Source organism: Streptomyces sp. NPDC034103 (assembly GCF_055575395.1).
The window spans coordinates 606,347-627,637 of sequence record NZ_JBVISS010000002.1 but is presented as its reverse complement, the minus strand read 5'-3'; the positions used below and the strand labels follow the sequence as shown (position 1 = coordinate 627,637).

Below are 21,291 nucleotides of genomic sequence, written 5' to 3'. Positions count from 1 at the left end.
CAGTTGCGCCTGTGACAGGTAGGCGCGGCCCGGGCAGGACCTCGTGCGGGCCGCGGTTCCTCGCCACCCGTACGACGCGGGGGTCGTCAGCCACCCATCGGGGCGCCCGTTGCCAGTGCTGCGGTCACCGGATGCGCCGGTGAGCTGAACAGCTGTGCAGTCAAGCCCGACTCGACCGCGCGCCCCTCGGACATGACGACCAGGAAGTCCGTGCGGTCGGCGACGAGGCGCAGGTCGTGGCTGACGAGGACCAGGGACAGCTTCCGCTGGTCGCGGAGTTGCGTCAGCAGGTCCATGACGGCTGCTGCGGTGTCCGCGTCCAGTGCGGAGGTGACCTCGTCACAGAACAGCACGTCGGGGTCGGCCGCCAACGCGCGGGCGATGGAGACGCGTTGCCGTTGTCCGCCGGACAGCTCGTGGGGGTAGCGGTCGGCGGTGACGGCGGGCAGGCCGACCTGTTCCAGGAGTTCCAGGACCCGGACAGGGGCCTCAGCGCGGGTCACCTGGCCGTGCAGCAGCAGGGGGCGACGCAGGGTCGCTCCTACTGTGCGACTGGGATTCAGCGTGCCGAGCGGGTCCTGCGGTACGAGTTGCAGGCGACGGCGTTGCTCACGGGAGCGGCGATGAGCGGTGGGCGCGAGACGAGCGTCTTCCAAGGCGACCACGCCGGCCGTGGGTCGGTGCAGGCCGACGAGTGTGCGTAGCAGGGTCGTCTTGCCGGAGCCCGAGGCGCCGACGATGCCGAGGCTGGTCCCTGCGCCGAGGGAGAGGTCGATGCCGTGGAGGACGGGGACGTGCCGACCGCGGTGGAGGTGAGCGGCGCGCAGGGCGGACACCGTGAGGACGGGCGGGGCGTCGGCTGAGGTGCGGTCCTTGGCCATCCGCGGACTCGGCAGAGCCGCTTTGACGGCCGGGCCGCTCAGGTCCACGACCTCGTCGGCGAGCCGGGCGACCAGGTCGGTGTCGTGGCAGGACAGAGCGATGGCGATGCGGTGGCTCTCGGCGAGGTGACGCAGCAGGTCGGCGATCTCGTCGCGCAACGCCGGGTCGAGTCCGGCCGTGGGTTCGTCCAGCAGCAGGACGGCCGGGCGGCGGGCCAGGGCCCGGGCCAGCGCCACGCGGCGTTGCTGGCCGCCCGAGAGTGCGCCGATGCGGCGGTCCGGCAGGCCGTCGTCAGCGGGCAGTCGTACCTCGGTCAGCTGGGCCCGGATCGCCTTGCGGCCGCTGTCCACGGCGACTTCGGCGATCAGGCGGCGCACACTCATCCGCGGGTTGAGTGCGGAGCCGGGGTCCTGGCCGACGTAGGCGAGGCGGTGGCGGCGCAGGGCGCGCAGATCGGGGGCCGGCAGGGTGAGGGGGTCCTGGCCGAGGACGGTGACGGTGCCGGCGGTGCGTTCGGCGCCCGGCGGCAGGGCACCGGTCACCGCGCGCAGCAGGGTGGTCTTGCCGCAGCCGGAGGGGCCGACGACAGCGGTGACCCGGCCAGGAGTCAGCGCCAGGTCCGCCCGGTCGAGGAGGAGCCGGCCACCGGGGGCGGCGATGGTCAGGCCGGTGACCTGGACCGCGCCCGCGCCTTCTGGCGTCTGGCTGTCGGAGTACCGGTCAGGCATGTGGTTCACAGTGCGGGCACCGCCTTCCGGCCGGTTGCGGGGATCAGGGCGGCCGCCGCCAGGTTGACACTCATGGCGAGCAGGCCGATGGCGATGCTGGGGGCGAGGACGGCCCAGGGGTTGAGGAGGATGCCTGGGGAGTTCTCTCGGATCATCAATGCCCAGTCGGCCGCGGGAGGTTGAGGGCCCACCTGGAGGAAGCCCGCGGTGGCCACCAGGTATACGGCGGCGACAAAGCGCAGGCCGAACAGGGCGAGCAGGGTGGCTCGCAGGTTGGGCAGTACCTCGCGGACGACGAGGTGCCACAGCCGTTCACCGCCTACGGCCGCCGCCTCCACGTATCCGGAGGCCGCCACGGGCGCGGCGGCGCCGGCCACCAGGCGCACCGCGTAGGGGACGCCCAGGACGACGGACGCGGTGACGACGGCGAGGCGTCCGCCGTCCGGCCAGGACAGGGTCACCAGCAGAATGCCGAGGACGGCCGGGAGCAGCATGACGACGTCCGCGGTGCGTTCGATGATCCGGCCCACTCCAGGGCGTAGAACGCTGACCGCGCCGAGCACTGCGGCCGCCGCCGTCACCAGGACGGCCACGAGCAGGGACGTGACGACGAGTTCGCGTCCACCCGCCAGCATCCTGCTGAGCACGTCCCGGCCCAACTGGTCACCTCCGACGGGGGCGTTGCCTCCGGGGGCCGCGAAGGGGGCGGTGACGGGGGCGTCGATGGCGTGCGGGGCAAGCCAGGGTCCGACCAGGGCGAGGGCGGTGAGCAGCAGCGCCGGAAGCACCCGCACGATCAATCGGCGGCGCGCGAGCACGGTGGATACGGTCATGTCCGGCCTCCGGAGGCCCAGGCGCGTACGAGGTCGGCAAGCAGCAGGACGCCCGTGAGGACCGCTCCGGTGACGGCGACGACGCCGGCGATGACGGGGCTGTCCCGGTCGGTCACGGCGCCGGCAAGGACCGAGCCGATGCCGGGATAGTTGAAGATGGTCTCCACGACGACCGCGCCGCCCAGCAGCATGCCGGCCGAGGTGGCGATGCCGGCCGCGATGGTGGGGAGGGCGCCGGGCAGCAGGTGGTGGGTGAGGATCCGGTGCGGGGGCAGTCCGTCGAGTACGGCGGTCTCGAGGTGCGGGGCCTTGGCCTCGTCGGCGAGCGCGGCCCGTACGATCCGGATGTTCCAGCCGATCTGCGGGATCGCCAGCGCGAGGACCGGTAGTACGAGCATCTCCCAGGAGGCGGGCGAGCCGTCCACGCCGGTCAGCGTGACGGCGGGCAGCCAGTCGGTCCACAGGGCGAAGACCAGCACCAGGGCCACCGCGACGACGAACTCGGGCAGCGCCAGCACCCCGGTGGCACTCGCCGACACGGCACGGTCGGTCTTCCCGCCGGGTCGGGCCGCCGCCCAGCAGCCGAGCGCGACCGAGGCGACCAGGGTCACCAGCAGCGCGAGCCCACCGAGCAGCAGGGTGTTGGGGAACGGACGTGAGAGCAGATCGGCGACGGGCTCGCCGCGCGCGGAGGTGCCGAGGTCGCCGGTGGGCAGGCCGGTCATCCACTCCCAGAAGCGTTCCAGGACCGGGCGGTTCAGGCCCAGCAGGCGGCGCCGCTCGGCGAGGTCGGCCGCGCTCTCCCCGCGCTCGGAGGTGGCGTTGGCGGCGTCACCCGGCAGCAGTTCCACGGAAGCGAACACGAACGCGAGCAGCACGGCCAGCAGCAGCGACCGGCGTGCCAGCACCCCGGTCACACGCAGCAGCAGACGTACGACCGCCGGGGCCGGCCGGGGCTCATGGTCCCCGGCCGGCCCGCGTCGCACGGCCTCGATCAGCGAGCCAGCCATGCTGACTCGAGCTGGACGCGCCCGTAGCCGGGCAGGGTCGGAAGGTCACGCACCGCCGCGCCCGCGAGGTCGATGCCGTCGGCCATGCCCCACAGCAGGTAGCCGGACTCGTCGTACTCGATCTGCTGGAGCTCGTGCAGCACCTTCGCCCGCGTCACCGCGTCCTTGGTCGCCATCGCCTTCTTGTAGGCGGCGTCGAACTCGGCGTTCTTCCAACCGGCCTCGTTCTGACCGGAGTCGGAGACCATGGTCTTGCTGGCGAAGAACACCACGGAGTCGTTGGTTCCCCAGTAGGTGGTGTAGAGGTCGCCCTTGAGCCACGTCTTGTCCCAGAAGGTGGCGGACTCCTGCTTGACCACCTTCACCTTGACGCCGACCTCGCGGACCTGGGAGGCGAACAGGGTGGCCGCCTCGGCGAGGCCCGCGATGTCCTCGGTGGTGAGCAGCTCGTACGTCCGGGAGGTGTCGAACTTCGCCTCGGCCAGCAGGGACTTGGCCTTGGCGAGGTCGCGGGTGCGCTGCGGGATGTCCTTGGCGAAGGCGGGGTCACCGGTGCCGAGGATGTCGTTGGCGACGGTGCCGTAGCCGGACAGCACCTGCTTGACCATGGCCTGCCGGTCCACGGCCAGCCTCAGCGCCTCACGCACCTTCGCGTCGGCGAACGGTCCGTCGGTCGTACGCATGACGATCGGCATCGCCATGTCGTTGGGACGGCGCACGACCTGGACGTCGCCGCGCCGCTCGGCCGTCCGGGCCGCCACCGCGCCGACGTTGGAGGCGACGTCGATCTGCCCGGCGAGCAGCGCGTTGGCCATCGCCTGAGGGCTTTCGAAGATCTTGACCTCGATGGCGTCGAGGAGGACATCACCGCCGTACCAGTCCTCATTGCGGACCAGACGGGCGTTGCCGGAGCGGAACCATTCCAGCTTGAAGGGGCCGGTGCCCGGGGCCTTGCCGAGATCCTTCTCCGCCGTGTCCTTCTTCAGCACGAACGTCGTCAGCCGGGTCAGCTGCGGCAGTTCGGCGTTGGCGTAGTCGGACACCAGAACCACGGTGTCGTCGCCCTCGGCCTTGATGTTCTCGGGCTTGATGCCCGGCAGCCGGGACGCTCCCGAGGGGGTGTTGCGCAGCCGCTTCAGCGACCACACCACGTCCTGGGCGGTGACCGGCGTGCCGTCGTGGAACTTCGCCCCCTTCGCGAGGGTGAAGCTCCAGGTCTTGAGGTCGTCCGATGCCTTCCAGGAAGCGGCGAGGCGGGGGACGGTGTTGGGCTTGGCGCCGGGGACGGTGAGCGTGTCGTACACCAGCGAGATGACGAGGTAGTCGCTCTCGTTGGCCTGGGTGCCGTGCGGGTCACGGGTGATGGCCGAGGCGCGGCCGAGTGCGCCGACCCGGAGGGTGCCGCCACGGCGGGGCTTGTCGTTCCCCTTCGCCGGCGACTTGGACGAGGTGTCGTCGCCTCCGCCACAGGCAGCCAGGAGTGCGGCCGCACCCAGCCCGCCGCCGGCCCACAGCACTTGGCGTCTGTTCCAGTTCACGTACGACCTCGTTCCACTCACGCAGGGCAGATTGCTTAGGTGTGCCTACCCTAAGAAGATCCTTGACGCAAGCCGCGTGACGGCTTTACGCGGGTTTCTGTCGGGGCGTCAAAGCGGCGCACGGGAGCACGAGTCGCCATGGCGAGTGCGTCAGTGCACCAACGGGAGCGCAAGGTCAACTAAGGCTTGCCTAACCTAATTCCCGCTGATACGTTTCGGCGGCCGAGGCACAGAAGGCACACAGGAACGCGTATCCGTCCCGCAAGCCGCACCCCGCAAGCCGCACCCGCACCCACCCCCGCACCCGAAAGGGATGACTCCGCCATGCCCACGGGAGCCGCACCCATACGGCAGCTCGCTCCGCACGCGGTCGACGAGCTGACCTCCACCGCCCAGAAGATCCTTGCCGACTTCGGCAGCTCGGCCGCACGTCCCGAGCTGCTCCGCAAGATCGCCACCTCCGCCGTCCGTCGTGCCGAAACGATTCGTCATGAGTGCCGCCCCGTCGACACCGATGACGGCTTGTACATCCTGCGCGGCCTGCCTGTCGACGACGGCGGCGTCGGCCCCACGCCCGCCAGTTGGGCCACAGCGGGCGACAGCGCAGCCGAATGGGACCTGATCCTGCTCCTGCTCGCCACCTCCATGGGCCACCCGATCGCCTGGGAGGGACAGCAGGGGGGCCGGTTCGTGCACAACATCGTGCCCTCCCCCGGCCACGAGGTGGAGCAGACCGGCGCGAGCAGCACCGTGCTGCTCAGCCCGCACACCGAGGACGCCTTCCACCCCAGCCGCGCCCACCTGCTGCTGCTCGCCTGCATGCGCAACCACGACGCCGTCGCCACCACCGCCGCGAGCATCCGCAAGGTCCGCCTCGACGCGGACGACGTGGCGCTGCTGTCCCGCCCCGTGCTGCCGATCCTCCCCGACGACGCCTACGCCGAGGCGCAAGGCTTCGGGGAGAAGCCACCGAAGGTCCCTGCCCTGTGGCAGACCGAGAACGGTCCGACGCTGCGCTACGACCCCGCCTACACCCCGCTCGACGAGGCTCCCGCCGACTACCGCGCCGCCTACGACCGGCTGACCGCCGAGCTGGAACGCGTATCGGTCGCGGTCGCCCTGCAACCCGGTGACGTCCTGGTCGTCGACAACGACGTGGTCGTCCACGGCCGGGTGCCGTTCAAGGCCCGCTACGACGGCACCGACCGCTGGCTCAAGCGCGCCTCGGTACGCGTCCCCGGACGCCGCAGCCGCCCGCTGGCCGAAGCGGACGAACACGGCTACGGCCAGAGCGCGCTCGTGGCCCACCTCTGATCCCCAGCCCTCCCCCGCATCCGAAGGGACCAGCCGTGACCGGCACCACCGCACACACGGAGAACGACCCGGCCCACATCCCCGCGGCCGACAAGACCCTGCGCATCCTCAGCACCGGCGACATCGCGGGCCTCGACGTCTCCCTCGCCGACGTCGTCGACGTGGTCGAGCAGGCGTACCGCACCCTCGCCGACGGCAAGTCGGCCAACCCGCGCAAACTCACCGTGAAGCCCGCGGACGGCCACTCCGTCTCGTACGCCATGCTCGGCCGAGACGGCGTCCGCGAAGTCGTCGCGATCAAGACGTCGTACAAGCACGGCCTCGACAAGGGCCGTGACGAGCAGCACTACTACACGACCCTCACCATCTACGACGATGTCACCGGTCTGCCGGTCGCGATGATGGACTGCGCTCGCGTGGGCTCGCTGCGCACCCCGGCCGTCAGCGCGCTGCTCGCCCGCGAGCTGGCGGCGCCCGGCAGCCGCAGCGCGCTGGTCATCGGCACGGGGACCCAGGGCCGGCTCGCCCTGCCGTTCCTGCTCACCACCCTGCCTCAGCTCGACCGGCTCATGGTCTACGGCACCCATCCCGACGGTCTCGCGGCGGTTCGCGAGCGGCTCCACCACTACTTCCCCGACCGGGAGTTGGAGGTCGTGGACGACGTGCGGGCCGCCGCCGCCGAGGCTGACGTGGTGGTCGCCACCGCCGGCCAGCACACCCCCGCCGCGGTCGAGTCAGCCGATCTCAAGCCGGGCGCGCTGTCCGTCCTGGTCGGTCACGGCATCGCGCCCTCCACCCTCCACGAGGCGGACCGCGTGATCGCCACCAGCGAGGCGCAGATGAAGGTCACCGGCACCGACATGGCCGACGGTGACGGCCACTTCCCGCCCGTGGACGCGGAGTTCCCCGAGGTCGTGGCGGGACGGGCGGTGGGCCGGCGCTCGGCGAACGAACGGATCTTCGCCTACAACAGCGGCCTGGTCGTCACCGACATCGCGCTCGGGCACCGGTTCGCACAGCTGGCGGTCGAACAGGACCTGGGAACGCGGGTGTCGCTGTGGCAGTGACCCCCGCCGGCGTGGCGGCGCCTCCGCTGCCCGCCCATCCGGATCCCCGGCTCGACACGGTCCTGGGCAGCGATCTGCCGCACGAGCTGTCGTACGCGCTCGGCGGCCCCTTCCACCTGCTGCTACCCGAGCGCTTCGACGCCAACGCGGCCGCTTTCGAGCGCGTGTTGCGCGAGTCCGGCGTCGAGGGGCAGGTGTACTACGCGAAGAAGGCCAACAAGGCGGCCGTGTGGATGGACCGCTGTGCGCTGTCCGGCAGGGGCGTGGACGTGGCCAGCACCGGGGAGCTCCGGGACGCGCTCGGGCACGGGGTGCGTGGCGAGGAGGTGGTGGTCACCGGGCCGGCCAAGGCCGAAGACCTCCTGCGCGTCGCCGTCCTGCAAGGCTGCCTGATCGCCGTGGACGCGCTCGACGAGTTGGAGCGCGTCCTCGCACAAGCCCGAGCCCTGGCCCGCCCGGCGCGCGTGCTGTTGCGGCGACTGCCGCCGGCCCAGCAGCACAGCCGCTTCGGCCTCGACGACGGACAGCTGGAGGCCGCCCTCGCCCGTTGCGCGCAGGCGCCGGACGCCATCGTGATGGAAGGCTTCTCCTTCCACCTGTCCGGCTATGACCCATTGCCGCGTGCCGAGTTGGCGGGCGAACTCATCGAGCTGTGCCTCAAGGCCCGGACCATCGGGCTGCGGGCGGACCGCATCAGCATCGGCGGCGGCTTCGCCGTCGACTACACCGACGCCGAGCACTGGCGACGCTTCCTGCGCGAGCAACAGCCCGAGCACTATCACGCGGGCAAGTCCTTCCAACCGAGCGACTTCTACCCCTACCACTCCCCCGTGGCAGGCCCCGACGCACTGCGCGCCGTCCTCACCACCGACGCTCTCGCCCAGCGACTGCGCGAGGCGGGCGTCAAGCTCTTGCTGGAGCCGGGCCGGGCGTTGCTGGACCGGGCCGGGTGCACGGTATTCCGCGTCCAGGGTGTCAAGGACCGCGACGGCTACGGCATCGTCACCGTGGACGGGAGCAGCCTGAGCCTGTCCGAGCAGTGGTTCAACAGCGAATACCTGCCGGACCCGGTACTGCTGCCCGCACGCGAGCCGCACGGTGGGCCGTACGCCGCATGCGTGGGCGGAGCCACCTGCCTGGAATCCGACATGGTCACCTGGCGCAAGGTCCGGTTCCCCACCCGACCGGCCGTCGGCGACCTGCTCGTCTACCCCAACACCGCCGGATACCAGATGGACTCCAACGAGTCCCCCTTCCACGAACTGCCGCTCCCCCCGAAGGTCGTCCTCGACACCGCCGGCGGTACGACCCGCTGGCGGCTAGACCGCCATCCACTCGCCTGACTCTTCCCTCCCCGACCTGGAGCCATCCGATGGACAAGACGCTTTCGCGTCCCGCCGTGGTCAGCCGTGTCTCCGACCTGATAGGCCACACCCCGCTCTTCGAACTGTGCCGCACCGACACCGGCAGCCGACTGCTGCTCAAACTGGAGCAGTTCAACCCGACCGGCACCGCGAAGATCCGCATGGCTCGGCAGATGGTCCTCGATGCCGAGGACCGCGGGCTGCTGCGCCCCGGCGGCCGGATCATCGAGTCGACCTCCGGCAACACCGGCCTCGGACTCGCCGTCATCGCCGCCGAGCGCGGCTACACCTTCACCGCGGTCGTCGACCATCACGCCGCCGCCGACAAACTGCGCGGCATGAAGGCGCTCGGCGCCGAACTCATCTACGTCGCCGACGAGGGCGACGAGGAACTGGCCACCGCCGCCCGCGAGGACTTCGCCGAGAAACTGGCCGCCGAGAGCGACAACGCCTACTTCACCGAGCAGCACAACAACCTGGCCAACGGGGACGGCTACCGGCCCGTGGCACATGAACTCAACGCCGCCCTGGACGGCCGTGTCGACATCCTGATCGGCGCGGTGGGAACGGGCGGCGGGCTCTTCGGAACCGGCGGGGAACTACGCAAGACCGTGCCGGACGTGCAGATCGTCGGGGTCGAGCCCAAGGGGTCGATCGCCTTCGGCCCACCCGCCCATGACTACTACCAGTCCGGCACCGGCACACCCGAGGGCGCCACCATCGGCGCCATGGTCGACTACGCCCTGCTGGACGAGGGCGCGAAGGTCGGCGACGTCGAAGCGTTCGCCACCGCGCGGGTGCTGGCCCGCCGCCTCGGCCTCCTCATCGGCGGCTCCGCGGGCGGTGTCGTGTACGAGGCCCTGACCCGGATGTCCTCCCTCGCCCCGGGCACGACTATGGTCGCGCTGATCAACGACGGAGGCGAGAAGTACATGGACACCGTCTTCAACGACGAATGGATGCACGCCCGCGACCTGGCCGACCCGGCCGTCGAGCGGGAGATCGACGAGCTCCTCACCACACTCCGCGAGAACTGAACCCCGATGCCGACACCGCTCACCACCCTGTTCCGCGACAGCCGCGGCCTGGCGACCCTGGCCGTCCCGCTCGCCCTGACCCAGCTCGCCCAGGTCGCCCTGACCACCACCGACACAGTGATGATGGGCCTGATGGGCGCCGAGGCGCTCGCCGGCGGCGGTCTGGCGCTGGTCATCTTCAACCAGCTACGCACCATGGGCGTCGGCATGGTCACCGCCGTCGGCAATCAGGTCTCCGCCGCTTCCGCGCGCGCCGAGGACGAGGAACTCACCGACGCGGCCGGACAGGAGGTCCGCGACATCGTCCGCGCCGCCCTCGCCCTGGCCACCCTGTCCGGCGTCGCCGGTGCGATCGTCATCCTGCTGCTCGGTCAGGCCGTCGCCCACCTCGGCCAGGACCCCGAGGTCGTCGACACGGCCTGGCCGGTGCTGCTCGCACTCGCGCCCGGCCTGATCCCCTGTCTCTGGTTCCAGGCGATACGGCAGTTCACGGTCGGAATGCGCCGACCGCAGGCCCTGCTGCAGATCACCATCGCCTCGGTCGCCGTCAACGCCGCCCTCAACTGGGGGCTGATCCACGGCACTTGGCTCCTGCCGGAACTGGGCCTGCCCGGCATCGGCCTCGCCACCTCATTCGTGTACGTGCTGACCTGCCTGGCCCTTTACGCATCGGCACGCCGGGACCCGAAGCTCGCCCCGCTTCTGGACATCCGCATCTGGAAAGCCCGCCCCGCCACGGTGCGCCGCCTGACCGGACTGGGTGTACCCATCGCCGCCACCTACGGCTCCGAGGCCGGCTTCTTCTCCGTCGTCGCCCTGATCATCGGCACCTTCGGCAGCGCCGCCCTGGCCGCGCACACCGCCGTCAACCAGCTCATCTACATCGTCTTCCAGATAGCTGTCGGCCTGTCCCACGCCGCGTCCCTCAACGTCAGCCGCGAACTCGCCCTGGACCGCATCCCAGCGGCGCGGCGCATCAAGAACACGGCACTGGCATGCGCGGCGGCCGTGATGGCGGTGGTCGGCGTCCTCTACCTCACCATCCCTGGCCTGGTGCTACGGCCCTTCCTCGACCCCTCGGCCCAGGACGGGCACAGCGCGATGGACATCGCCACGAACCTGCTCCTGGTCGCAGCGGTGCTGCAGTTCTTCGACTGCGCCCAGAACATCGGCGTCGGCCTGCTACGCGGCCTGGACGACACCAGGAGCGGCTTCCGCATCACCCTCGTCGGCTACTGGCTGATCGGCCTGCCGGCCGCCTGGCTGCTCGGGCATCTCGCGGGCCTGGAGACCGTGGGCGTCTGGCTCGGTCTCCTCACGGGCCTCGCCGCTACCGCGTTGCTCCTGCTGCGCCGGTACAACCAGTCACTGGCGCTACGCGATGCCAAGGAGCAAGCCGCGGCTTACTGATCGTTCCAGAATGCCGCCCTGCGGGCGATGGTGGCCGGGCGCTGGCGCAGTACCGGATGGCGACGACCGAGCACGTGCACCAGTCGGTCGCTCCGGGTGGCGGGTCGAACAGACCCGCCAGACCGTAGAGCCTTCAGTTGTTCGACGGTGCGAGCTGTGACGGCACGAGTGCCGGCTCTTCGCGCGATGGGGCCCCCGTGCCCCGGGCGTCCGGCCGCCTGCTCACGCGCCGCCACAGTCGTCCCAGCGACCGGTGGAAGCGGTCCGGCAGGAACACGGCGTCGGCGATGATCATCGCGCCGGAGAAGAGTGGCAGTCCCATAAGGACGGCGATGCCCAGATGCATGCCCAACAGCATGGTCAGGACCGGGTACTTGAGCCGCCCGAACAGGACGAACGGGAAGGCGACCTGTAGCAGCACCGTCAGGTAGCAGGCGATGGCGATCAGTACGTCGTGCTCGTCCGCGATGAGGGACAGCTCGGGCCAGGGCCGGAACAGTTCGAGGTTCAGGACGTAGTGGAGAGCGGTGCCGTTGCCCCAGGTGCCGCCCTGCACTTTGTAGAGGCCCGCGGATCCGTAGAGGAAGCAGACCTGAGCCGCGATGACGAACATGCCGCAGTTGTGCAGCACGGACGTCAGGGTCCGGCGGGAATCGCGGAGCCCGGCCACAGCCGGACTCACCGGCGAGCGCGTGGTTTTCCCTGTGGAGGCTCGGAGCCGGCTTCTGCGCGCGTCCAGCGACCAGCGTCGGCCGCACGCGGTGAAGACCAGATACACGGCCATCAGGAGGACAAGGTTGTCTCCGCCGTCGGTCATGAAGATGGCCCTGGAGTGGAAGGAGGCCACCACGACCGCGAACAGCACGGACACCGCTCTGGTCCGCCAACCCGCCATGAACAGCGCGGAGGTGACGAGTGCCAGCACGTAACAGCTCTCGAAGTACACCCGGCTGTCGGACAGGGTGAGGATGCCGGCCCACCCCGTCTGCTCGTACAGCTGCCTGGCCAGCTCGGGCGTCCATGGTGAGCCGGGGCCCCAGATCTCGTCACGGTGCGGAAACTCGCGCAGCAGGAAGACGAGATAAAGCAGGCCGTATCCGATCCGGAGGACCGCGGCGGCGTACAGCGAGACCGGCCGGTCGGTCACGACGGTGAGCAACTCACCGATCCGCCCGGACGCATGGCGCGGCGCGCCCGCATCCGCCTCGGGAGTGCGCCGACGCGTCGGGAGGGACTGCTCAGTTTCCACGGGAGTCCACCTTCCACCAGGGCAAGTACTGCGTTTCGGCAGGCCGCGGCGCCGCGCCGGACGCTTCGGGTCGGCTCGCCGCGGCAGGTGCGGCGACGGGCACGGTGATCACCCGCAGCTGCACGGATTCGAAGGTGCCGCCGCGGTGGTCGGCGATGCGATCCGCCGCGATGTTGGTCAGGTACCGCTGCACCATCAGCGCCCGCTCCGAGCTGGGCCGACCGTCACCACCATGGGTTTCGACGTACGAACTCCACGCCCGCCGCAGCATGTTCTGCGCCGTATGGCTCGGGAAGGCATGGTGTTTCACCGCGGAGTTGTCGACGGCGGTCAGGTCGAACCAGCCGCTCACCCGGACGGTGCCGTCCGGGGCGGTGTGCATGGTCCTCGCTGAGATCTGTCGGTTGACCGACTCCGGGTCCGGTGCGAAGAGTCTCCAGTTCTGCTCGAACAGGGGGTACACCCACGCACTGACTTGCCGGCTGTACTGCTGGGAGAGCGGGTTGGGGGGTGCCACGTGCAGGAACACGAGGAGGACGTGGACGAGGGCCGTCGCCAGACACAGGGCCACGGCGGCGCTCGTCACGACTCTCAGGAGGATGGGCGGAGGCTGCGAAGGATCTCGGAGCGGGGGGATTTCCCGTCCCCGGCCCTTCTCGCTTTTCGGATCTGGCCCCACGGGCCTCTCCGTCCTGGTTTCTCTCACTGCTTCTCCTGAGATCTCGCCTGCGGCGCGCGACGGAACTCCCACGATCCGGCGCGCGCCGCTGGTGCTGATTGTTCACATGGAGCTAGTCGGACTTCTCGTGGTGATCTCCGTGGCCACTGCCGTGGCCTGCGGGTTCACCGTCGAAGCCGTAGTCCTCGGGCTCTCCGCCCTGGTGGTGGTCGTCCGGCTTCCCGCCCTGGTGGTGGTCGTCCGGCTTACCGCCCTGGTGGTGGTCGTCGGGCTTACCGCCCTGACCGTGGTCGTCGGGCTTACCACCGTGGTCGTGGTCGTCGGGCTTACCACCGTGGTCGTGGTCGTCGGGCTTACCACCATGGTCGTGGTCGTCGGGCTTCCCGCCGTGGTCGTGACCGTTTCCACCGACCGCTCCACCGGTCTGGCCACCTGTCGCGCCGCCGACGGTGCCGCCACTGGTGGCGCCCGCGACGACGCCGCCCAGCACGCCACCGGTGGTTCCGCCGGACGTCAGAACGCCGCCCAGAACACCGCCCAGAACACCACCGGTTCCACCACCCGTCGGCACACCGCCGATCGCGCCGACCGTGGTGCTGCCTGTGGTGCCCTCCGTCGTGCCACCTGACGTGGCACCGGCGATCACGCCACCCGTGACCAAGCCACCGGTCGTGCCACCGGTGCCCCCGGCCGCGCACGGCCCCAGGAAGATCCTGTTGGTGTCCAGCGTCACGGCGCCGTTACCGGTGCCGCCCGCATCGGCCAGCAGTCGGCCGTTGATGGTCGCTCCCGTGGTGGCACTGATCGACTCGCTGGCCAGGATGGTGCCCACGAACGAGGTGTTGGTACCGAGCGTGGCCGAACTGCCCACCTGCCAGAACACGTTGCACGGCGATGCGCCGTTGACGAGGCTTACCGTGCTGTTCTCGGCGGCCGTCGTCAGGGTCGAACCGATCTGGAACACCCAGACGGCATTGGGGTTGCCCTGGGCGTCCAGGGTGAGCGTGCCGGTGATCTGTGCGCTGCTGTTCGCCCTGTAGAGGCCCTGCGTCAGCACCTGGCCGCCGAACTCGTGGGGAGCGTCGTTGTACACCACGGGGTCCAGCGACTGTCCGGCGGCCTGGTTGTATGCCGTGGTCAGCCCGAGCTTGGCCTGGCCCGCGTGGGCATCGGCAGCGTGCAGAGTCCCGGGCGGGGTCACACTGCCGGGCGGGAACCCGGTGATGGCTGAACCGGGGCTCACACCGACGTTGAGACCTTCGACCACCGTGGGGCCGGTGTTGGTGACCGTCGCACCACCCAGTACGCCGTAAGTGGCCAGCGTCGTATCGATGGGCACGGGTGAGGCAATGGCGTTTGCGCGTGTCGGCGACAGCGCGAGGACGACAGCGGCGATCACCACGGCCGTCACCGCCGCGGCCCAGGCCGACATGATTCGTCGTGGAGGAGCGTCAGGGATATTCAGCGTCATCGAGGGGCCAACTCCTTGGTACGGGTGGTCTTGGCGGTTCCCGGTCGCACAGAATCGCCTGCTTCTAGCGGTGGAATATTACTGAGGAGTGTGCCGGTCGGCGTTTTACACGAGCCGGTTTTCCGGAATTGCCGAATGGGTCGCGAAACGCATAGGAATACTTAATGAGCCGCGTGAGTCAAAAATCGGAAGTATGACCAGAGAGGGCCGTCCGCACAGCGGACGAAAGGAAGGCGCGGCACCCGGAGGCGGCACACCCCACGGTCAGACCGGCGCATCACGTCATTCGGCGCACCGCGGGCGGGGGGAAAAGCGCATCCGAGAAATTGCTCGGGACATTTCCGAGCCGCACCGTCCTCAGTAGTATCAACTGCGGGCCGGTTCACTCTCCCGCGCAACCGCCCGGAAGGGTCAATCCGGCGTGTCTCCGCCGGATTCGCGGTCACCGCCGCCGTCGGCGATACCGGGACGATGCCGGATGACGGCCACCGCGCATATCCGCATCGGCTCCATCGTCCTGCCCGGCCTCACCCGCGCCGCCCCCGCCAACGGCAACGTCCCCGCGTACGACAACCTCCGCGTCGCCGTGCAACCCCGGCGACCGTCCGACCGAACTCCTCGAGCCGCAGCCCGGGGACGTGCCGTCCACGATGTGAACCCCGAAGTGCAGCACGAGTGCCCCACCGACTGATAGAGCCGACGAGGTTGGCCGACACAGAGGCACGTGACAACGTCACAGTCCGTTTTCGCAGTCCGAGGAACACGACGGCATGGCGCGTGATCAACAACGCTTGTTCCATGGCAATCTGCGGGCCAGCAGGATGACTTGAAGCCCGGAGGTACACCGCTCGTGGCGGCGAACAACAATCCCACCGTCAGGAGACGTCGTCTGGGCGCCGAGCTGCGTCGGCTTCGGCTGGCCAGTGGACTGAAGAGCGCCGAGGTGGCCGAACGGCTCATGGTCTCCCAGCCAAAGATCAGTCACCTGGAGAACGGCCGTCGAGCCATCAGCCCCCGCGACGTACGCGATCTGTGCGCGCTCTACGAAGTGACGGATCAGCAGGTCATCGACTCCTTGATGCAGATGGCCAGGGAATCCGGACAGCAGGGCTGGTGGCACGCCTACGGCGACATTCCCCAGAGCGTCTACATCGCCCTGGAGACGGATGCCGCCTCCCTACAGACCTACGAATGCATGTCGATCCCCGGGCTGTTGCAGACTCCTGCCTACGCCCATGCGGTTATCGGGGAAACGATCCCGCTGCCCACTGTCGAAGAAGCCGGCACGCGACTGAAGGTGCTGCTGCGCCGTCAGCACCGGATCTACGACCCGGTTCGCCCGTTGCGCCTGTGGGTCGTACTGGACGAGTCGGCACTGCACCGTGTCGTCGGCAGCCCGGACGTCATGCGTGAACAGCTGGAGCACCTGAACGCGCTTGGCGCCGAACCGTACATCACGGTGCAGGTCCTCCCCTACGCGGTGGGTGCCCATCCGGGCCTGTCAGGCCAGTTCTCCATCCTGCAGTCCGCCGACAGCACCGCGGCGAAGGTGGTGTATCTGGAACGTTTCACCAGCGACCTCTGCCTGGACAAACCCTCTGACGTGCAGCTCTACAGCGGAATGTATGACCAGCTCCAGGCCCGGGCGCTCGACCCTGACAGCAGCCGCGACTTCATCACCGACGCCATCAAGTCGTACATCGCCGCGGCGAGCCGGGCCCAAGGGCTTGTCGGTTCTGAGCCCTGAGACGGCACGGCAGGGGTGTTGACGCGGAGAGTTGACGACGCCGTGACCGTGCTCAGCAGTGCGCTTCGGACTGACGGGTTCGCCCGGGGACGGTGATGGGTTGACGCCCGTGAGTCGCCAGCCGTCCGCTGCGGCGGCCGCGCGATAGAAGGCCAGCACGCCGGCCCGGGACGTCGTCAGTTGGTAGTACTGGCCGGCGTAGGCGAATCCGTCATCCTCGTCACATCCGGAGTACCGCTCGTCCACCGGGTGGGTCTGTCTCGGGTGTGCGTCGAGGATCGTTCCTGTCCTTGATGACGCAGGAGGCGGTGTCGCCGGTCCCGACGGCACCGGATGAACGCTGGCACGACCACGCAGGATTCCACCAGCTCGGTCTTCGTCACCACGACACCCCCCACCCGACTCGATCGCCCTCCGCCACGACCACTCGGCGTCCGTCAGCCCCTGCTCCGAACTCGCAGAGGTGCTTCAGAAAGGCCTTGACGGCTCGGGTCTCGTCCATGGCCTTGTGGAACTCGGACGGTGGATCGGGCCGGTGATCCGGGTCAGGGGCCGGCCCGTGCCCTGGTTGGCCTGGGCGATGATCTCCGCCGTGATGGAGATGGCCGTCTCCTCGGGTGTGCGGGCTCCGAGGTCGAGGCCGATCGGGGAATGCAGACGCGCCAACTGGTCGTCCGTGACGCCTTCCTCGCGCAGGAGGCGCAGGCGCTCGTCGTGGGTGCGGCGGGAGCCCATGGCGCCCACGTAGCCGACGGGCAGGTCAAGGGCCAGGCGCAGCAGGGGGAGGTCGAACTTGGCGTCGTGGGTGAGGACGCAGACGGCCGTGCGTTCGTCCACCTCGGTGTGTTCCAGGTAGCGGTGGGGCCAGTCCACCACCACCTCGTCGGCGTGCGGGAAGCGTGCGGTCGTGGCGAAGACGGGGCGGGCGTCGCAGACGGTGACCCGGTAGCCGAGGAAGCGGCCGGCCTGGCTGAGGGCGGCGGCGAAGTCGACGGCGCCGAAGACCAGCAGGCGCGGCCGGGACGCGTGCACGTGGACGAGGACGGACAGCCGTTCGGGGCACCCGTCGCCTGTCCCGCCGATGTCGACGCGGGCGGTGCGGCCGGCCCGCAGCTGTGCCCTGGCCTGGTCGGCGATCGCTCGGTCCGCCGGTCCACCGTCCAGGTGCCCGTGGGCGGAGTCGTCACCGCCGTGCACGCTCAGCGTGGAGCCGAGGAGGCGCTCCGGGCCGTCCACGACCTGGGCCACGGCGACCGGTCGCCCTTGAGCGGTCTCGGACAGCGCCGTGGACAGGTGCGGCTGGGCTGCGGGGTCGATGCGCTGGACGAGGACGTCGAGTTCGCCGCCGCAGGTGAGGCCGACGGCGAAGGCGTCGTCGTCGGAGTAGCCGAACGAGGCCCGCTGCGGTACGCCCCGGTCGTGCAGCACCTGTCGGCACAGTTCGTAGACCGCGCCCTCGACACAGCCGCCGGAGATGCTGCCGACCGCGGTGCCGTCCTCGTCCACCGCGACCGACGTACCGACCGGGAGCGGGGCGCTGCCGTGCACGTCGATGACGGTGGCCAGGGCGAAGGGGCGTGCCTCGCGACACCAGCGGTGCAGGGTGTCCGCGATGTTCAGCATCGGTGGTTCTCCAACGGCGGGACCAGCATCGGAAGATGAGCGGGCCGCCGCCGCGACGCGGGGAGAACGTCGTGCGGCGGCGGCCCTGGGAAGTCCGGCAGCCGGACGGGGGGCAGGTTGCCGGACCGGTGGTGTGCGCTTCGCCGGCCCGAAGCGCACGGGTCAGAGCAACGCCTCTGCGGTGATGGGCAGTTGACGGATTCGGCGACCGGTGGCGTTGAAGACCGCGTTGCCGATCGCGGCCGCCACGCCCACCTGGACGACCTCGCCGAGGCCCTTGACGCCGAGCGCGTTGCCGTCGTTGTCCTCGCCGTCCAGGTAGATGGCCCTGACGTCGGGGACGTCGGCGTTGACGGGGACGAGGTAGTCGGCCAGGTTGGCGTTGACGATCCGCCCGTCGCGGTGGTCGGTGACCGTGTGTTCCAGCAGGGCCGTGCCGATGCCGCCCACGATGCCGCCGATCGCCTGGCTGTCAGCGAGCTTGGGGCTGATGATGCGGCCCGCGTCGTACACGCCGAGCATGCGCCTGACCCGTACGAGGCCCAGGGTCGCGTCGACGGCGACCTCGGCGAAGGTGGCGTTGTAGGCGTGGTAGGAGTGCCGCTCGGGACTGGGCGGCCCGGTGTAGGAGCCGCCCGCTTCGAGGTGGGTGCGGTTGTTGCGGGCCAGGAGCGTCCGGTACGTCTCGCCGCGGGTCGGGTTGCCCTGCACGTGCAGCCGGCCGCCGCGTACGACCACCTCGTCCGCCTTCACCCCGTACAGCGGTGACTCGCGGTCCTCGACGGCCAGCTTGATCGCCTCCTGCCGCACCTGGGTGCAGGCGTCGTGGACGGCGGTGCCGACGCTGGCCATCGTCGCCGAGCCGCCGTGCGGCGAGGTCGGCGGGTAGAGGGAGTCGCCGAGCCGGAAGGTGACCGTGCGCATGGTCAGCCCGAGGGCGTCGGCGGCGACCTGGGTCTGGGAGGTGTAGGTGCCCGGCCCCATGTCACTGGTGGCCGCCTCGACCACGGCGGTGCCGTCGGCATCGAGGCGGGCCCGGGCCTGTGCGGGGTAACGCCCGGGGTCGTAGACGCCGGCGGCCATCCCCAGGCCGATCAGCCAGTCGCCCTCGCGCCTCGAACGGGGTCGGGGGTTGCGGCGCTGCCAGCCGAACTCGCGGGCGCCGACGGTGTAGCACTCACGCAGCCGACGGGTGGAGAAGGGCAGGTTGCTCGACTCGTCCTGGCTCGGCTCGTTGCGCCGGCGCAGCTCGATCGGGTCGACGCCCAGCTGGTGCGCGAGTTCGTCCATGGCCGACTCGATCACGAACGACGCCGAGGCGAAGCCGGGGCCGCGCATCCAGATCGGGGTGTTCACGTCCAGGGGGGCCGTCCGGTACGCCTGGCTGACGTTCGGCATGCTGTAGAGCATCTGCCCCGCGCCCATGACGGCCTCGGTGAACGTCTCGTACGAGGAGGTCTCGGCGTCGATGTCGTGGATCGCGGCGGTCAGCCGGCCGCGCCGGTCGCTGCCGAGGCGCAGCCGGTACTCGTACGACGGCCTGAAGCCGGTGCCGAAGTACATCTGTTTGCGGCTCAGCACCAGCTTGACCGGACGCTTCGTCTCCCGCGCGGCCAGGGCGGCGACGACACTGTGCGGCCAGCAGCGCAGCCCGCTGCCGAAGCCGCCCCCGACGAACGGGTTGATGACGCGCACCGCCTCGGCGGGCAGGTCGAACACGGCCGCGAGTTCGTCATGCGTGCCCATCACCCACTGCGTCTTGTCCCACACGGTCAGCTTGTCGCCGTCCCAGCGGGCGATGGTGGCGTGCGGCTCCATCGGATTGTGGTGATTGCGCGCCAGGTGGTACGTCAGATCCAGCCGTACGGGAGCGTCACGCAGGCCCGCTTCCGCATCGCCGCGCGCGTAGTTCGTCGGCTTGTCCCGCTCCGCCTCGTGCAGGTCGGTCGAGGGCTGTGCGGCGTCGTAGGCGACCTTCACCAGACTCGCGCCGTGCTGTGCGGCCTCGAGGGTGGTGGCGACCACGACGGCGACCGGCTGGCCGTGGAAGCGGACACGGTCGTCCTGGAAGACCCGCAGCCTCTGGCCCGGCGGGTTGTTCGACCCGGCGTTGTCGCGGTACGGCAGCTTCGGTACGTTGCCGTGGTGGATCACCCGGAGCACGCCCGGGTGGGCCTCGGCGGCGTCCGTGTCGATGCCGGTGATGCGCCCGCGGCCGATGCTCGCGTCCACGATGACGGCGTGCACCGCCCCGTCGACATCGAACTCGGCGGCGTACTGCGCCTTGCCCGTGACCTTCAGCCGGCCGTCCACCCGGGACAGCGGCGCACCCACGGCTGCCCGCGGCTGGGGGCTCACTTGGTACCTCCTACGATGCGCAGCTGGCGTTCGACGGTCCGCTTGAGCAACTCGACCTTGAACCGGTTGTGTTGAAGGGGACGGGCGCCGTCCGCCGCCTCGGCGGCAGCGGCCGTCCACAACGCGTCCGAGGGGCGCTCGCCGATGAGGTGCCGCTCGACGGCCGGCAGCTTCCACGGCACGGTGCCCACCCCTCCGGCGGCCACGCGTGCCTCGCGGATCACCCCGCCGCGCACATGCAGCGCGACGGCCGCCGAGGTCAGGGCGAACTCGTAGGACTGCCGGTCACGCACTTTCAGGTAACCCGACTTCAGGGGACGCGGCAGCGCGGGGATCTCCACCGCGGCAATCAACTCGCCCTTGTTGAGGGCCTGTTCACGGCTCGGGGTGCTGCCCGGTCGCAACAGGAACTCGGCGAAGGGGACTTGGCGTTCCCCGGCCGGGCCGAGCAGGTGCACGGTCGCCTCCAGCGCCGCGAACGCCACTGCGACGTCGGAGGGGTGGGTGGCCACGCAGGCGTCGGAGGTGCCCAGGATGGCGTGCGTACGGTTGACGCCCTCCAGCGCCGCGCAGCCGGAACCGGGCTCGCGCTTGTTGCAGTCGGCGGTCACGTCCCGGAAGTAGGTGCAGCGGGTGCGCTGCATGATGTTGCCGCCGATGGTCGCCATGTTCCGCAGCTGGGCCGACGCGCTCAGCTCCAACGCCTGGGATATGACCGGGAACAGGGTGCGCACCTTGCGGTGCGCGGCGGCCCCGGACATGGTCACCAGGGCGCCGATACGCAGCCCGCCGCGCCCGGTGACGGTGATCTGGTCCAGCGGCAGACCGCTGATGTCGACCAACGCCTCGGGGCGCTCGACGGTCTCCCGCATCAGGTCGACCAGCGTGGTGCCGCCGGCGATGTAACGCCCGCCGTGACGACCGGCGTTGAACGCTTCCCGCGTGTCGGACACGCGCGTGTAGGTGAAGGGATGCATGACG

Annotated in this window: 17 protein-coding genes; 7 read left to right on the top strand and 10 right to left on the bottom strand. The window is 70.2% G+C overall.

What is annotated here, in order from left to right:
* Window positions 1–86 precede the first annotated feature (86 nt).
* From ACZ56U_RS05880 to ACZ56U_RS05865, 4 genes are read right to left on the bottom strand one after another with little or no spacing between them, the layout of a single operon-like run.
* Window positions 87–1,619 carry an ABC transporter ATP-binding protein gene (locus ACZ56U_RS05880; RefSeq protein WP_469082788.1) on the bottom strand — a complete coding sequence of 511 codons (1,533 nt, stop codon included), beginning with the start codon at window positions 1,617–1,619 and terminating at the stop codon, window positions 87–89.
* Complete coding sequence (locus tag ACZ56U_RS05875) at window positions 1,616–2,443, bottom strand: ABC transporter permease (protein WP_469082787.1); 828 nt, start codon at window positions 2,441–2,443, stop codon at window positions 1,616–1,618. The genes ACZ56U_RS05880 and ACZ56U_RS05875 overlap by 4 nt, the downstream gene beginning before the upstream one ends.
* A complete protein-coding gene (locus tag ACZ56U_RS05870) occupies window positions 2,440–3,453 on the bottom strand; it encodes an ABC transporter permease (RefSeq protein ID WP_469082786.1) in 1,014 nt (337 codons plus the stop codon). Before ACZ56U_RS05870 ends, ACZ56U_RS05875 begins: the two co-directional genes overlap by 4 nt.
* Complete coding sequence (locus ACZ56U_RS05865) at window positions 3,438–4,991, bottom strand: ABC transporter substrate-binding protein (protein WP_469082785.1); 1,554 nt, start codon at window positions 4,989–4,991, stop codon at window positions 3,438–3,440. Before ACZ56U_RS05865 ends, ACZ56U_RS05870 begins: the two co-directional genes overlap by 16 nt.
* A gap of 324 nt (window positions 4,992–5,315) precedes the next feature.
* Here ACZ56U_RS05865 and ACZ56U_RS05860 point away from each other — a divergent pair, with 324 nt between their 5' ends.
* From ACZ56U_RS05860 to ACZ56U_RS05840, 5 genes are read left to right on the top strand one after another with little or no spacing between them, the layout of a single operon-like run.
* Window positions 5,316–6,305, top strand: a complete 990-nt coding sequence (locus ACZ56U_RS05860) for a TauD/TfdA family dioxygenase (protein WP_469082784.1) — start codon at window positions 5,316–5,318, stop codon at window positions 6,303–6,305.
* 35 nt (window positions 6,306–6,340) lie between these two features.
* Window positions 6,341–7,372, top strand: a complete 1,032-nt coding sequence (locus ACZ56U_RS05855; RefSeq protein ID WP_469082783.1) for an ornithine cyclodeaminase family protein — start codon at window positions 6,341–6,343, stop codon at window positions 7,370–7,372.
* Complete coding sequence (locus ACZ56U_RS05850; protein ID WP_469082782.1) at window positions 7,363–8,715, top strand: Y4yA family PLP-dependent enzyme; 1,353 nt, start codon at window positions 7,363–7,365, stop codon at window positions 8,713–8,715. The genes ACZ56U_RS05855 and ACZ56U_RS05850 overlap by 10 nt, the downstream gene beginning before the upstream one ends.
* Before the next feature lie 29 nt (window positions 8,716–8,744).
* Window positions 8,745–9,773: a cysteine synthase family protein gene (locus ACZ56U_RS05845; RefSeq protein WP_469082781.1), complete on the top strand. Its 1,029-nt coding sequence runs from the start codon at window positions 8,745–8,747 to the stop codon at window positions 9,771–9,773.
* Window positions 9,774–9,779: 6 nt separating this feature from the next.
* Window positions 9,780–11,183 carry an MATE family efflux transporter gene (locus ACZ56U_RS05840; protein ID WP_469082780.1) on the top strand — a complete coding sequence of 468 codons (1,404 nt, stop codon included), beginning with the start codon at window positions 9,780–9,782 and terminating at the stop codon, window positions 11,181–11,183.
* Window positions 11,184–11,316: 133 nt separating this feature from the next.
* Here the strand turns inward: ACZ56U_RS05840 and ACZ56U_RS05835 are convergent, their stop codons facing one another.
* From ACZ56U_RS05835 to ACZ56U_RS05825, 3 genes are all read right to left on the bottom strand, one after another.
* On the bottom strand, window positions 11,317–12,432 hold the full coding sequence (locus ACZ56U_RS05835) for an HTTM domain-containing protein (RefSeq protein ID WP_469082779.1): 1,116 nt from the start codon (window positions 12,430–12,432) through the stop codon (window positions 11,317–11,319).
* Window positions 12,422–13,018 (bottom strand): DUF5819 family protein, encoded by a 597-nt coding sequence (locus tag ACZ56U_RS05830; protein WP_469082778.1) that lies wholly within the window; start codon window positions 13,016–13,018, stop codon window positions 12,422–12,424. The genes ACZ56U_RS05835 and ACZ56U_RS05830 overlap by 11 nt, the downstream gene beginning before the upstream one ends.
* 205 nt (window positions 13,019–13,223) lie before the next feature.
* Entirely contained in the window at window positions 13,224–14,582 is a 1,359-nt protein-coding gene (locus ACZ56U_RS05825; protein WP_469082777.1) for an ice-binding family protein, read from the bottom strand.
* A gap of 478 nt (window positions 14,583–15,060) precedes the next feature.
* Here ACZ56U_RS05825 and ACZ56U_RS05820 point away from each other — a divergent pair, with 478 nt between their 5' ends.
* Window positions 15,061–15,273, top strand: coding sequence for a hypothetical protein (locus ACZ56U_RS05820; protein WP_469082776.1), 213 nt, complete (start codon window positions 15,061–15,063; stop codon window positions 15,271–15,273).
* 159 nt (window positions 15,274–15,432) lie between these two features.
* Window positions 15,433–16,329 carry a helix-turn-helix domain-containing protein gene (locus tag ACZ56U_RS05815; protein ID WP_469082775.1) on the top strand — a complete coding sequence of 299 codons (897 nt, stop codon included), beginning with the start codon at window positions 15,433–15,435 and terminating at the stop codon, window positions 16,327–16,329.
* Between the two features lie 468 nt (window positions 16,330–16,797).
* Here the strand turns inward: ACZ56U_RS05815 and ACZ56U_RS05810 are convergent, their stop codons facing one another.
* From ACZ56U_RS05810 to ACZ56U_RS05800, 3 genes are all read right to left on the bottom strand, one after another.
* Window positions 16,798–17,952 (bottom strand): XdhC family protein, encoded by a 1,155-nt coding sequence (locus ACZ56U_RS05810; protein ID WP_469082774.1) that lies wholly within the window; start codon window positions 17,950–17,952, stop codon window positions 16,798–16,800.
* Between the two features lie 162 nt (window positions 17,953–18,114).
* Entirely contained in the window at window positions 18,115–20,310 is a 2,196-nt protein-coding gene (locus ACZ56U_RS05805; protein ID WP_469082773.1) for a xanthine dehydrogenase family protein molybdopterin-binding subunit, read from the bottom strand.
* Window positions 20,307–21,287 carry an FAD binding domain-containing protein gene (locus tag ACZ56U_RS05800; RefSeq protein ID WP_469082772.1) on the bottom strand — a complete coding sequence of 327 codons (981 nt, stop codon included), beginning with the start codon at window positions 21,285–21,287 and terminating at the stop codon, window positions 20,307–20,309. Before ACZ56U_RS05800 ends, ACZ56U_RS05805 begins: the two co-directional genes overlap by 4 nt.
* Window positions 21,288–21,291: the final 4 nt, after the last annotated feature.

Coding starts and splice junctions, on each gene's coding strand:
- ACZ56U_RS05875 (WP_469082787.1), bottom strand. CDS start 2,443: ATGACCGTATCCACCGTGCTCGCGCGCCGCCGATTGATCGTGCGGGTG.
- ACZ56U_RS05870 (WP_469082786.1), bottom strand. CDS start 3,453: ATGGCTGGCTCGCTGATCGAGGCCGTGCGACGCGGGCCGGCCGGGGAC.
- ACZ56U_RS05860 (WP_469082784.1), top strand. CDS start 5,316: ATGCCCACGGGAGCCGCACCCATACGGCAGCTCGCTCCGCACGCGGTC.
- ACZ56U_RS05845 (WP_469082781.1), top strand. CDS start 8,745: ATGGACAAGACGCTTTCGCGTCCCGCCGTGGTCAGCCGTGTCTCCGAC.
- ACZ56U_RS05840 (WP_469082780.1), top strand. CDS start 9,780: ATGCCGACACCGCTCACCACCCTGTTCCGCGACAGCCGCGGCCTGGCG.
- ACZ56U_RS05825 (WP_469082777.1), bottom strand. CDS start 14,582: ATGACGCTGAATATCCCTGACGCTCCTCCACGACGAATCATGTCGGCC.
- ACZ56U_RS05820 (WP_469082776.1), top strand. CDS start 15,061: ATGACGGCCACCGCGCATATCCGCATCGGCTCCATCGTCCTGCCCGGC.
- ACZ56U_RS05810 (WP_469082774.1), bottom strand. CDS start 17,952: ATGCTGAACATCGCGGACACCCTGCACCGCTGGTGTCGCGAGGCACGC.
- ACZ56U_RS05800 (WP_469082772.1), bottom strand. CDS start 21,287: ATGCATCCCTTCACCTACACGCGCGTGTCCGACACGCGGGAAGCGTTC.